At 40.8% G+C, this 12,517-nt stretch carries 11 protein-coding genes; 8 read left to right on the top strand and 3 right to left on the bottom strand.

The annotated features are described in order from the left end of the window. Positions 1–108: 108 nt before the first annotated feature. The gene (locus ACLCDV_RS13455) at positions 109–789 is read left to right on the top strand and encodes a DUF421 domain-containing protein (protein ID WP_317666587.1); all 681 of its coding nucleotides are present in this window, start codon (positions 109–111) and stop codon (positions 787–789) included. A gap of 150 nt (positions 790–939) precedes the next feature. Here the strand turns inward: ACLCDV_RS13455 and ACLCDV_RS13450 are convergent, their stop codons facing one another. Then, on the bottom strand, positions 940–2,247 hold the full coding sequence (locus ACLCDV_RS13450; protein ID WP_317666588.1) for a mechanosensitive ion channel family protein: 1,308 nt from the start codon (positions 2,245–2,247) through the stop codon (positions 940–942). A 179-nt stretch (positions 2,248–2,426) separates the two neighbouring features. On the opposite strand from ACLCDV_RS13450, the gene ACLCDV_RS13445 reads away from it, so the two are divergent. The 4 genes from ACLCDV_RS13445 (at position 2,427) to ACLCDV_RS13430 (ending at position 8,299) form a co-directional block, all read left to right on the top strand. Next, positions 2,427–3,416 (top strand): NAD(P)H-dependent glycerol-3-phosphate dehydrogenase, encoded by a 990-nt coding sequence (locus tag ACLCDV_RS13445; RefSeq protein ID WP_317666589.1) that lies wholly within the window; start codon positions 2,427–2,429, stop codon positions 3,414–3,416. A 1-nt stretch (position 3,417) separates the two neighbouring features. Then, positions 3,418–5,679, top strand: a complete 2,262-nt coding sequence (gene ggpS / locus ACLCDV_RS13440) for a glucosylglycerol-phosphate synthase (protein ID WP_411971375.1) — start codon at positions 3,418–3,420, stop codon at positions 5,677–5,679. A 232-nt stretch (positions 5,680–5,911) separates the two neighbouring features. Beyond that, a complete protein-coding gene (locus tag ACLCDV_RS13435) occupies positions 5,912–6,769 on the top strand; it encodes a helix-turn-helix domain-containing protein (RefSeq protein WP_317666591.1) in 858 nt (285 codons plus the stop codon). Positions 6,770–7,339: 570 nt separating this feature from the next. Next, positions 7,340–8,299 (top strand): alpha/beta hydrolase family protein, encoded by a 960-nt coding sequence (locus ACLCDV_RS13430; RefSeq protein WP_411971374.1) that lies wholly within the window; start codon positions 7,340–7,342, stop codon positions 8,297–8,299. 111 nt (positions 8,300–8,410) lie between these two features. On the opposite strand, the gene ACLCDV_RS13425 is transcribed toward ACLCDV_RS13430, so the two are convergent. After that, the gene (locus tag ACLCDV_RS13425) at positions 8,411–8,749 is read right to left on the bottom strand and encodes a winged helix-turn-helix transcriptional regulator (RefSeq protein WP_411971373.1); all 339 of its coding nucleotides are present in this window, start codon (positions 8,747–8,749) and stop codon (positions 8,411–8,413) included. A gap of 110 nt (positions 8,750–8,859) precedes the next feature. Here ACLCDV_RS13425 and ACLCDV_RS13420 point away from each other — a divergent pair, with 110 nt between their 5' ends. Further along, positions 8,860–9,849, top strand: coding sequence for a YhdH/YhfP family quinone oxidoreductase (locus tag ACLCDV_RS13420; RefSeq protein ID WP_411971372.1), 990 nt, complete (start codon positions 8,860–8,862; stop codon positions 9,847–9,849). A gap of 197 nt (positions 9,850–10,046) precedes the next feature. Here ACLCDV_RS13420 and ACLCDV_RS13415 read toward each other — a convergent pair whose 3' ends face one another. Further along, positions 10,047–10,994 carry a hypothetical protein gene (locus ACLCDV_RS13415; RefSeq protein ID WP_317666595.1) on the bottom strand — a complete coding sequence of 316 codons (948 nt, stop codon included), beginning with the start codon at positions 10,992–10,994 and terminating at the stop codon, positions 10,047–10,049. 335 nt (positions 10,995–11,329) lie between these two features. On the opposite strand from ACLCDV_RS13415, the gene ACLCDV_RS13410 reads away from it, so the two are divergent. Together ACLCDV_RS13410 and ACLCDV_RS13405 are read left to right on the top strand one after the other, a co-directional pair. Next, positions 11,330–11,902 (top strand): Crp/Fnr family transcriptional regulator, encoded by a 573-nt coding sequence (locus tag ACLCDV_RS13410; protein WP_411971371.1) that lies wholly within the window; start codon positions 11,330–11,332, stop codon positions 11,900–11,902. 89 nt (positions 11,903–11,991) lie between these two features. After that, positions 11,992–12,513, top strand: a complete 522-nt coding sequence (locus tag ACLCDV_RS13405; RefSeq protein WP_317666597.1) for a YceI family protein — start codon at positions 11,992–11,994, stop codon at positions 12,511–12,513. Positions 12,514–12,517 lie beyond the last annotated feature (4 nt).

The following is a 12,517-nucleotide window of genomic DNA, read 5'->3' as shown; positions in this document are numbered from 1 at the left end:
ACACGCTGCGGCATGTTGTTTTTGCCGAGTGATGAACTATTGTAACCGGAGAAATGTTTTAAGATTGAATTTTGGGGGGCACATTAAGATTTTTGATTTTAAAAGGTTATGATTGATATACAAAAAATATTCGCTGAGGGGGTGGAAAGCTCCTTTCTTGTTGAAATAGGTGCAAGAACAGTAATAATGTTTCTTCTAATTTTGATAATTCTAAGGCTCTCGGGTAGAAGGGGAGTTCGGCAGTTAACTCTTTTTGAGGTTGCGATTATTATTAGTTTGGGCTCAGCTGCGGGAGATCCAATGTTTCAAGAAGATATCCCAATTTTTCATGCGATTGTTGTCTTTATAGGTGTAATTTTCGTGTATAAGTTGATAACCTGGCTCGCTTCCCGATCAGAGAAGGTTGCCCATTTATTGGAAGGTAAAGTTTTACCTGTAGTAAAGGATGGCGTATTTGATATAAAACATGAAAATGATAATACCTTTTCGCGTATGGAATTTTTTTCTGAACTGAGAAATTTAAATGTCGAACATTTGGGACAGGTTAAGGAAGGGATTCTAGAAGTCGATGGAACCTTAAGCGTTTTATTTTATGCTGATAATGATGTGCGATATGGGCTACCCTTATTCCCATCATCTTACAAAATGGTTGATGTATCCAGTTCCGAAGGGCCATTTGCATGCATGTATTGCGGCCATGTTCTATTTAGTTTTGAGAATGATTGCCAGTCATGTCCAAGATGCAACAAAACACAATGGAGCATAGCCTTGAATTCCCGAAGGGTTTAGAAGAAATAATTCATGGTATTATTTGAATAAATCATAGCCTTGTGTTAAATTATGGGAAACTAATTTAGCCGTTCTTTTAATAGCTGCCCAGCGGCAATAAGATTGAAACCACCGGGCAAGCTTAGGTTTACCGCAACAGGGGAGTTGCTGTTAGGAGCGGTTTTCTATTGCACCGAGCACCCTCAGGTCATCAGATGCTGGCAGTTCAAATACCTGCAGGTGAAAGTGCTTAATGGCAGCAAGTAAATGGTCAAAAATATCGGCCATCGTATCTTCGAAATAGGCCCATTGTGTCCCCTTGGTAAACATGTACAGTTCCAGCGGAATACCGTATTCGCTAGGGGCTAGCTGACGGACTAATAAAGTAAGTTCCTGATGGATATTGGGGTTATGTTTGGCATAGGCGAGTACATAGGCCCTGAACAGGCCGATATTGGTCATCCTGCGACCATTGACAGGCGAGGAGCTGTCTGTATGCCAAGTTTTATTGTACTCGGCAATCTCGCGCTCCCTTTTTTCGATATAGGGAGCCAACAGCCATATAGTTTTTAATGCCGTGATTTCCTCCGCACTGAGGTAGCGCACCGAAGACATTTTAATGTTCAATGCCCGTTTTATCCGACGGCCACCAGTCTCCTGCATCCCACGATAGTTTTTAAATGAATCGCTCAGTAGGGTATAGGTCGGAATGGTGACAATGGTCTTGTCCCAGTTCTGTATCTTCACATTGTTGAGGTTGATCTGCAGCACGTCGCCGTCCACACCGTATTTGGGCATTTCTATCCAGTCTCCTACGCGGACCGAGTCATTTGCCGACACCTGAATACTGGCCACAAAGCCCAGGATAGTATCCTTAAAGACGAGCATGAGGATGGCGGACGCCGCCCCAAGCGAGACCAGAAAGGACCAGGGCGAATTGCCGGTCAGCAGGGAAACGATCAGTGTACCGATCACAAATATTAAAAAGATCTGTACCACCTGAAGGTAGCTGTCGATGGGTTTGTCCTTAAACGCATTTGAACCACGAAGAATATCGCGGCAGGTTTTTAACAAGCTATTGGCCAGATGGTAGATGGTGAACAATACCACGATATCCAGAATCTTGACAATAGCGGCTGTAAGCACCGGAAAACCAACGAAGATCACCGGTAGCAGCTGCCGTGTAAGCAGCACGAGCAGGGTGCGGCTCACGCGTACATGCACCTTGTTTTCCAACAGATAATCATCCCATTTGGTCGAGGTTCGCTGGGCAATCCGATTCAATGCGGAATAAAATACTTTGCGCATGATATAATCGAGCGCATAGAGCATCACCGCAAAAGCAAAAAGTAATGCGGCGGCCGTAACAATATGTGCCTGCTGCTCGGGTAAACCCAATTTGGCAAAGAAATTAAAAATGTACTGATAAATTGAACTTGATGATTGTTCATTGAAGTTAAGCATGTTTAAATTTTTCATATGAACAAACAAATTTACGAAGAAATATAAACACGGATTTTGGCGTGAAAAATACCCCTTTAACGCTGTTTTTACGTGTAAAGTTTGCTTATTGATTAATTTTTACGGATATTAGTAAATTAATAGATAACCCGACGGCGAAATTTCTTCTGTTTCGCGTCTTTAAAACCCCCAACGATTTGAATGAGATTAGTGTGATAGGTGGTGGGAGTTGGGCCACGGCCCTGGTTAAAATTTTGACAGAAAATAGCATTCATACAAACTGGTACTTGCGGCGTTCAGAGCAGGCGCGCTCGATAAACCGGGATGCTGTTAACCCTGACTACCTATCGTTTTTAAAACTTGACAATACAAAAATTTATGCGTCCGATCAGCTGGACGAGATCGTGGCCCGATCGAAAGTAATCCTTTTCGTCGTGCCCAGTGCGCATCTGGACAAAGTTTGCGCCGCAATCCCCAAAGAGGACCTTGCCGAAAAGTTTGTGATTACCGCTATTAAAGGAACCGTCGGCCCGGACAACCTGCTTCCCAGTGCTTATCTCGCTAAGTATTTTAAATTGGAAGATTTTCAGCAGGCAATCATTGCGGGACCATGCCATGCCGAAGAGATCGCACGGAACAAGAAAACCTATATGACCCTGTGCGGTCCCAACGAATCCTTTATCCGTAAGATTTCCAAGGGCTTCGCTTCAAGCTATATGCAGGTAAATTATAGCCCCGACACGCTGGGCGTGGAGTACGCCGCTATTTACAAAAATGTAGTCGGCATCGTCTGTGGCATGGCTGAAGGACTCCACTACGGTGACAACTTTATGGCGGTGCTTGTGGCCAACGCGACTGACGAACTGGGGCTGTTGCTGCATTCCCTTGGTGCGCTCAATGTCCGGCTGGGCAGCTCCACCTATTTGGGCGACCTATTGGTGACGGGGTACTCCGCGCATAGCCGTAACCGGACTTTCGGTAAATACCTTGGCCAGGGATATTCGGTGTTCGAAGCCCGTCAACACATGGGCATGGTCGCAGAAGGATATTTTGCAACCCGGGGGCTGATGGCGACGGTCTCGACCCTCGGGCTCAATTTGCCCCTCTTACAGACCACATATCGTGTGCTGTACAATCATATGGCCGCAATTGATGAATTTAAACTTTTAGAAAGGAATATAAAATAATATGCTATTAGCAACAGATTTAGATGGAACTTTTTTGGGCGGAAAGATGGAAGACCGCCTCAGATTATATAGATTGATAAAAACTAGCCCGATGCAGCTGGTCTTTGTCACCGGAAGAGGGCTGGAGTCGGTATTGCCGCTGCTGAGCGATCCGCTTATTCCGGTGCCGGATTTCATTATTGCGGATGTCGGCGCCACCGTCGTTAACGGCCATAGCCTGGAAGCGATTGAGCCGCTGCAGAGTGAGATCGAGGAAAAATGGCCGCAGACTTATGCAATCCGGGCGGCGCTGGAGGAAATACCGCATTTGAATTACCAGCATGTACCGCAGCAGCGTCGCAGCTCCTTTTATTTTGAAGTCGGCGTGGACCATAGCCTGGTGCAGCAGGTGGCGGACAGGTACGACTGCGACATCATTACTTCGGCCGATAAATACCTGGACTTGCTCCCCAGAGGGGTCAACAAGGGGACGACATTAAAGAAGCTGGTTGAATTTCTGGCCGTTGATCCAGATGATGTGATGGTAGCTGGCGATACGCTGAATGATCTGGCCTTGTTTGAGATCGGCTTTCGTGGTGTTGCTGTCGGAAAATCTGAGCCGGGGCTGCTGCAGGCCATTGATCAGTTGGATACAGCGTACAGTGCAGAGGCCGCTGGAGCGGGCGGTATACTGGAGTACATGGGCAAATACCGCCCGTTTCAGCAGCTGATCCGCGGGGAACAAAAATCGGTGCCTCAAAAAAGAAGATCCAAAAAATCAGACCAGCTGGTGATGGTGTACCATCGGCTGCCTTTTGAAAAGGAGTCGGTCAACGGTAAGACGGTAAGGGTAGCGCCAAAAAGCCCAAACGGCATCATTCCTTCGCTACTGGGCTTATTTGAGAAGGGACGCTCCGGTCTTTGGATCGGGGAGGAAGTCATCCAGCAGGACGGAAAGCCGGTTCCAAATCAGCTGGTCGACGAAAGCCGGTATCCTAATTTGGTCGCTTCCACCATATCGTTGTCTAAAGAGGATATCGATAAGTTCTATCGTGTATTCTCCAAAGAGGCGTTCTGGCCGACGATCTTTTCCTTTGTGGACCGGGCAAAATTCAACCACGAGGACTGGGAACATTACCTGATGATAAACAAGCGCTTTGCCGAGCGGATTGCCCGCGAGGCCGACGAGGAGGCGCTGGTCTGGATCCATGAGTATAATCTGTGGATGGTGCCTTCTTTTTTAAAAACCATGCGCCCAGATCTGAAAATTGGCTTTTTTCATCATACGGCTTTTCCGGCAGCAGATATTTTCAATATTATTCCCTGGCGCAAAGAGATCATCGGCAGCCTGCTGCTCTGTGATTTTATCAGTTTTCATATCCCGCGTTATGTCGAGAATTTTGTGGATGTGATCCGCAGCCATACACCATTTAAAGTGGTCAAAAAAGTTGATGTCGCCAATCAGTTCCTGACCTATAGCTGTGCGCTGGGCGTCGATCAGATGACCAAGATCATAGAGGTGGATGGCCGGCAGATTAGGCTTGGCGCACAGCCGGTGGGGGTGAACAGGGGCCATATCGAACAGATTTTGACGGATGATAAGGTCAAGACTGAGATCAATGCCCTCAAAGAAAACAAAGCCGGATCCGGAATAACGCGTATCATATCCATCGAGCGCCTAGATTACGTCAAAGGCCCCTTGGAAAAAATCCAGGCTTTTGGTGAATTTCTGGCCGAATACCCAGAATTTAGGGGCAAGATCGAACTGGTCAATGTCTGTACGCCGCCATCACAGGGGATGACTATCTATGACGAAATCCGGGATCAGGTAAATCAGGCCGTGGGTGAGATCAACGGTAAATATGCAACGATGAACTGGACCCCGATCCAATATTTTTATAGGGCCTTGCCTTTTGAGGAAGTGGTCAAACACTATGCGCTGAGCGATATTGCCTGGATCACGCCTCTGCGGGACGGACTGAATCTAGTCGCAAAGGAATACATTGCGACCCATGGGTTATTGGAGACTCCTGGGATTCTTGTGCTCTCAGAATTTGCAGGGGCCTCGGTCGAATTGCCTTATGCCATATTGACCAATCCCTACGACCGTAAGAGCATGAAAGATGCACTGTTGAAAGCCTTGGTCATGGAACCCGGAGAAGCTCAGGTCAGGGCGCGCAGGCTGTATGAGCATATTGAGCACTACGATATCCATTACTGGGGGCGGGATTTTGTGAAAGAGCTCGAAAAATCGGGTAAAGCAATTGTTCATGAAAAGAAGTAACTGTTAGTCTCAGGCGTCAAACGCGCTTTTTTAGCCATCTTAGAAAAAAATAATTAGAAATCCGTGTTAAGCTGGTTTCTTGAATAGAATACAAAATAACGTTGAAAACGAAGCTTCGGGATGTATTCCTCAGGAAATCCCGCTATTTTACAAACAATATTGTTTTAACGAGGGTTTTTCTTGAGGGAATTCAATAAAAAATAACGCGCAAAGTCGCGAAGAAAAATAAAATATGATAAATACTGGCAATAAGAATGAATTTCAAAATGCTTTCAGTGCAAGCTTCAGTTATAATTTTGACAATTTTGGAAATGAGGAACAATTTTTTGATTCCGCCAAAAGGTGGATTGATGATAAATATTTTTTGATTGTTTTTGGGTGTTCAAATAAGGATCATCGTGGACAACATACCTTATTATTTTTCAGCAACCAGTATTTTCCAGTTCAAGAACTAAGAGGATATTTTAAAGAAGGGGCTTATTTTGCATTCCGTTCAGATCTATTTACAGGATATAGTCTGCGAAATAAATTGAAAGAATTTGGGTTTTTAGAATACTCCATTCAGGAATCGATGATCTTATCGAATAACGATTATAGGCTTATAAAAAATATCTTTGAACTGATAGACCTCGAGACTAAGATGCCCATGAGTGAAACGCAGTCTAAAATACTTATTTCATATCTTGATTTGCTTTTACAACATATGCAAAGGTTTTATCAACAGTTAATGGAAGATAAGCTGAATGAGTTTAGCGCGTTACAAAAAGATTTTATGAGCGAGCTGCACACTCTTTTTGATAGCAAAAGAAAATGCTTGTCCTTACTTCCTAGTTTAACATTATTGTCCACGAAACTAAATTGTACAACACGATTTCTCAATGATGTTTCTTTAAAAACTTCTAAAAATACAGCACAGTATCATATTGATAATTTTATTGTTAAAATAGCAAAGGAATTACTTGCTGAAACTGATTTATCAGTAGCTGAAATCGCTAAAAATATGCAATTTGATCAACCTCAGTCATTAACCAGACTGTTTAAAAAGAAAACAAAAATTAGTCCACTCGACTATCGTATATCAATTATATGACAAATTTATTCCCAGAGGAATCGGCGTTAGCCGTTAATTTTCAAAATAGCATATAATAGTACAATATAATGTATGGTTAGTCAAATCAGTTCATTCGTCAAGCCAATGAATTATATTGAGCAAAAATTGGGCATTCTTTTTTGCGGCTGGATGGTTCATTCCTCTTTTTTCACTTTTGATGCCATGGGGTTTTGCCCAAAATCAAATGCAAGTGCATTCAGGTTAGTTTCTTTCTTATCAGTAATTACCAAACCACTTCTTTCGTCGCTATTTTTATCAAAGAAAATCAGACCTGCGGGAGCTTAAGTCCTTTATACGTATTCCCATTAATAATAGGTTGCGGAATGTTATCAGTGTTTGCAATAAGGACACTATTTTTCCCCGATCATATGATAATGCAGAGAAAACTGATTTTATGGTTAAAGATAACCATTGATCTAATAACCGTACTGATCGTAAATTTGTCTGTTGATAGGAAGCTTGGTCCCTACTTTTATTGATAATAACCTAAGTTTATTGGTATCAAATATGAATATTCCATTTAGTCTTATTTTGTTAAGTCTGTTTTTAATGATTTATCATACACCGGTCAAAAACGTTGGCGAGCGGAAAATTGCCTATACGGATTATATACGAGGGCGTCCTTTAAGTGCGCAGCTCTGGTATCCGACCGAGAATAGCAATGTTAAGGATACAGAACGGCCATTTATCTTACCACCTACAGCAAAAAATGCGGAATTTATACAAGATAAACATCCATTGATTGTGTTGTCTCATGGCACTGGAGGCAACAGATTTAGCTTATCCTGGCTGGCGATTGAATTGGCGAAAAATGGATATTTTGTGGTTGCTCCAGATCATTGGGGCAATACGCTCGATAATAAAATCCCTGAGAACTTTGTACGTTATTGGGATAGACCGCTAGATATTCATTTCCTGATTTCATCATTACTTGACGACACACGGTTTAATAGCTACATAGACAGCAGTAGGATTGCCGGTATAGGATTTTCATTGGGGGGATATACTACTTTGGCGCTTGCCGGGGCTAAACTAGATTGCGATACGCTTAAGAAAAACGCATCGTTAGCCGAAAATCGAAAACAATTTGTTATTCCTGAATTAGGTGACCTCCAGGAATTAATGCAAAAAATACCCTGCGAACAGGTGCCGCTAGATTTAAGAGATAGTCGCGTTAAAGCCAGTGTAGCCTTGTCTCCAGCTCTTGGGCTGGGCCTTCCCAAAGTGAAGCAAACCAATACATCTCCAGTTTTGATCATTGGTGCGGCTGACGATTCGATTGCTCCTCTTAAAACTAACGCAATACGATACCATGAAGTAATCAAAAATTCAAAATATAGCGTACTTCAAGGTAAAGTGGGGCATTACATTTTCTTGAATGAAGGAAAGCTTCAATTGGTTAACGAAGAGCCCACTTATTATCGAGACCATAATGCTATGGACAGAAAATCAATACATCAACAATTGATAGCAGAAATACTCGCTTTTCTGTCGGAGCATTTAAAATAAATAGAAGTGAACACTGCTCCACAAATACAAACCTCCGCCGGCCAATCCACTGCTTTGAGCGATGAGATTATGCTAAGGCTACATCAGATTATTGATTATATATCAGTTTATTTAAACCAAATTTTGCAAATGCTTTAAATGTATATGTCCCCATTTACGCATATCGCGGACGATCGGATAAATACTTTCGCCGTATTCTGTTAAATAATATTCAACTCGTAAAGGAACTTCATTGAAAACCTTTCGGCTAATAATACCATCGGCTTCCAATTCCCTAAGTTGTTTTGCAATTGTCCGCTCACTAATTGTTGGCAGTGTCTTTTTCATTTCCGTAAAACGGTTCCTATTTTTCCTTATAAGCATAATTAATGTAGTCTTACATTTACCCTTTATGACCTGCAGAAAAATATCCGATGGGCAAACTGTTTCAATCTTTTCTATTTCTGACATTATTTTATCTCTTGATAATCAATAAACTGAACTTTTGTGCAGTATATGATTATTTTGTAAGTTATTGCTTCTTAGTTTTTTAATATTCAAATTTACTCAAAATTATTTTTATGCGTAATACATTCAGAGCCTTAATGGTCAGAGAAAATGAAGGAATTTTCAAAAGTAAAGTTGAAGATGTCCCTTTCGATCAGATAACCGAAAACGATGTACTGATTAAAGTAGCATATTCATCCGTAAATTACAAAGATGCACTATCTGCTTCGGGGAACAAAGGTGTGACGAGAAATTTTCCTCATATACCAGGAATAGATGCTGTAGGAAAGATAGTTTCTTGTAAATCCAGTCGATTCAATAAGGGAGATAATGTGATTGTAACAGGGTATGATCTGGGAATGAATACTTGGGGAGGATTTGGCCAATATATTAGTGTTCCAGCGGAGTGGATCATCCCATTACCGGCGGGACTAACCCCATTGGAAGCCATGTCATTTGGTACGGCAGGTTTGACAGCTGGTATTTCTGTTTATAACTTGATTAAATCAGGGATTATCCCCAACAGCGGGAAAGTTGTAGTAAGTGGAGCTACCGGAGGGGTAGGGAGTCTTTCTGCGGCTATTTTGTCAAAGATCGGGTATAATGTCGTCGCCATATCCGGGAAGAGCACTGATTATTTTCAGCGTACTCTTGGTATTTCTGAAGTCATATCAAGAGAAGATTTTATTACAAAATATGACGCGCGTGCCCTATCACGTAACGATTTTGCGGCAGGTATTGACTGTGTAGGAGGGAAGATCCTATCCGGCATAATAAAATCACTACATTATAACGGAGTAGTAACCTGTTGTGGAAATGTGGCCTCTGGAGATCTAAATACCAGCATATATCCATTTATATTAAGAGGGGTCAAGCTGATCGGAATAGATTCGGTGGAGCAACCATTACAATTTAAGGAAGAGATCTGGAATTTACTTGCAAAGGATTTCAAACCTGAATTTCTATCAGACATGGTGCAGATAATCTCAATGGATGAATTAACACATGCATTGGATACGGTTCTAAAAGGCGGCTCTAAAAGTCGTTTTGTCGTAAAACAGTAATAGCTCCAAGGCGTAGGCTGTCCTGATCGGATGGTCTAAATACTTCATTGGCAGGGAACGAATGCTCGGTGAATGATGCGTCACTAAGATGTTCTGTTTCCCTTCACTTGGACCAAGACTTTCCGCCAGCCATTGCCTAGAAACGACCATACATGTGAACCACGCTAGTGCAAATAAAATTTTAATTTTTGGGTGTTTCATCGGTCCTTTCTAAATGTCAGACCGGCAAAGTCAACCACTTGTTGATTGTCTTTTTGAGATAAGGAAACATTAAATCCTCCAAAACCTGCATTTATTCCACATGTAACAGCGTATTTAGGTGATATTACATATAAAGGTATAGACCTAACACTGCCAAATGTCGTAAACTTCATCATTAAAACTTTTTCTTTTGAAATATAAATTTCAACTTCTCTAAATTTTGTATCTCCAATTAGCATCTGATAACCGAAATGCTTGTATTTTCCTAATGCATTCTCCCATGAAGAACGATCAAGGTTTTTGAGCTTTAGTCCATACTCGCGTTCACGATCTTCAATTCTTTGAAATAAAAAAGTTTCGGTATTAACTTTCTTAAAAACAAATCTTTTGTTATTTCTTTCCACTAAGCTATCATTTGGAAATATTTCGATAGGCAGAAATTCATCCTTTGATAAAGGAGTAAGAAAATATTGTCTTTCCCCATCAATAAGTTTGAGACGATCTTTTTCTAAAATGACTTTGATATACCCTTCGGCCTGCGCATAATTACCTACATGTCTTTTCAGGCTATGATTAGATAATTTGATTGGGGCCGATGAACTGTGAATTTTTCCTGTTATAGGAGCAGGAAATAGGTCGCTAATCTTCAGTTGGTACTTGTTCAAGAAACTGAAACAAAATTCTTCTGCAATTGCACCACCTTCTGCTGAGTTTGTCATGACAATTACCGCAAATTTACTTTTGGGAATTAATAGCAGTTTTGCCTGTGCAAATCCTGCACTTCCAGCGTGATAGACAGCAAAATTGGAATCATTTTTAAACATAAACCAGCCTAAGCCTTTTTTATTACTTTCAATAGGCACATTTTGGTTCTGCAGCGAAAACATTTCATGGATAGTTGAGGAATCGACTATTGAAGAATTTTCTCCGTTATATGCTTTCATAAGACCAATAGCATATTTCGAAAAATCATTTATATTGGTGTAAAAGTTTTCTTTCGATTAAAATCAGCCGATTTTATTCCGTAAAGTAAACTTATAAAAAAATCCAAATGGAAAAATAGCGCATGTTAAAATATTGAAGGATTTTCAGATTCAAACTTTAACACCGTAATTCATAATTTTGTATTCTATAAGATTTCACCAAAATGAGTCTAGAAATAAATTAACTGGAGGAAATGTCGCTTGCACCCCGATGGTCCACTTAGGGAAATAGTGGAAAGTAATTGGATGGCAAAAAATAATGGAAGACGATTAAAGATATAAATGTAAATTTGGACATGAGTAAAATCCTGCGAGAACAGTTCAGAAAATATATCGATATATCAGATGTCGAGTTTGATTATATCCTGAGCCATTTCAGCTTTAGGAAATTCAAAAAGCATCAATTCCTTATACAGGAAGGTCAGTTCGTATTAAATGATTATTTTTTGCTCTCTGGCTGTGTGAAATCGTATTATACTGACGAAATCGGGAAAATACATATTCTTCTATTCGCTATTCAGGATTGGTGGATAACAGATTATGAAGCCTATTATTATCAAAAGAATGCAAAAGTAAATATTGATTGTCTGGAAGATACCGAAGTGCTATGCCTTAGCAATGAAAACAGAGAAAAGCTCTGTCGCGAATTCCATCAAGTCGAACATTTTTTCAGAAAGAAAACAAACCGCAGGAACGTGGCGTTGCAAAACAGAATCCTATCGTTATTGAGCAGCTCTGCAAAGGAACGTTATGAAAAGTTTGTAGGGGAGTATCCATCATTGGTGCAAAAGTTGCCCAAGCACATTTTAGCTGCTTATCTTGGTGTTACAAGAGAAACACTGAGTCGCTTATACTCACCAAACAATTGATCTACCTCACATTTTTTTTGTGAGGTATGTCCTTTCTATCTTTAAAGAATACCCTGAATTTTGTCTTGTCAAATTAAAAATCTAGCACAATGACAACATTTAACATTCAAACAGAAAGCAGCACTGTCAATTGGACAGGGAAGAAAGTTCTAGGCTTACACACAGGAACTATTCAAATCAAAAATGGTTTTTTGAGTTTTGAAAACGATGAGATCATCGATGGAGAAATACATATTGACATGACTTCAATTGTAATCACCGATATTTCTGACAAATCTATTTACATGGAATTTTTTCATCATTTAAACCACGATGATTTTTTCTCGGTCGATCAATTTAAGAAAGCATCTTTGAAAATCAGGAATGGGAGAAAGGAAAATACGCATTACATTATTAGTGGCGATTTGACCATTAAGGACATTACACAGCCCATTCATTTTACGGCAACTGTGGAAATATTTAACGATTTCTTGCATGCATTGGGCGAAATCAAAATTGATCGTACATTGTACAATATTCGGTATGGGTCAGGAAAGTTTATTCCGAATTTGGGCGACAAATTGATTTATGATGAGTTTGTACTACAGTTCAAATTAGTTGGGCAACGCTAAATTT

Source organism: Sphingobacterium sp. Lzh-3, assembly GCF_046764375.1.
Taxonomy (GTDB): Bacteria; Bacteroidota; Bacteroidia; order Sphingobacteriales; family Sphingobacteriaceae; genus Sphingobacterium.
The sequence above is the reverse complement of the archived record's forward strand: the minus strand, read 5'-3'. Positions and strand labels throughout refer to the sequence as shown.

Bases quoted from the DNA above. Each gene is read 5' to 3' on its own strand.
- ACLCDV_RS13455 (WP_317666587.1), top strand. From the start codon at position 109: ATGATTGATATACAAAAAATATTCGCTGAGGGGGTGGAAAGCTCCTTT.
- ACLCDV_RS13450 (WP_317666588.1), bottom strand. From the start codon at position 2,247: ATGAAAAATTTAAACATGCTTAACTTCAATGAACAATCATCAAGTTCA.
- ggpS (WP_411971375.1), top strand. From the start codon at position 3,418: ATGCTATTAGCAACAGATTTAGATGGAACTTTTTTGGGCGGAAAGATG.
- ACLCDV_RS13435 (WP_317666591.1), top strand. From the start codon at position 5,912: ATGATAAATACTGGCAATAAGAATGAATTTCAAAATGCTTTCAGTGCA.
- ACLCDV_RS13430 (WP_411971374.1), top strand. From the start codon at position 7,340: ATGATTTATCATACACCGGTCAAAAACGTTGGCGAGCGGAAAATTGCC.
- ACLCDV_RS13425 (WP_411971373.1), bottom strand. From the start codon at position 8,749: ATGTCAGAAATAGAAAAGATTGAAACAGTTTGCCCATCGGATATTTTT.
- ACLCDV_RS13420 (WP_411971372.1), top strand. From the start codon at position 8,860: ATGCGTAATACATTCAGAGCCTTAATGGTCAGAGAAAATGAAGGAATT.
- ACLCDV_RS13415 (WP_317666595.1), bottom strand. From the start codon at position 10,994: ATGAAAGCATATAACGGAGAAAATTCTTCAATAGTCGATTCCTCAACT.
- ACLCDV_RS13410 (WP_411971371.1), top strand. From the start codon at position 11,330: ATGAGTAAAATCCTGCGAGAACAGTTCAGAAAATATATCGATATATCA.
- ACLCDV_RS13405 (WP_317666597.1), top strand. From the start codon at position 11,992: ATGACAACATTTAACATTCAAACAGAAAGCAGCACTGTCAATTGGACA.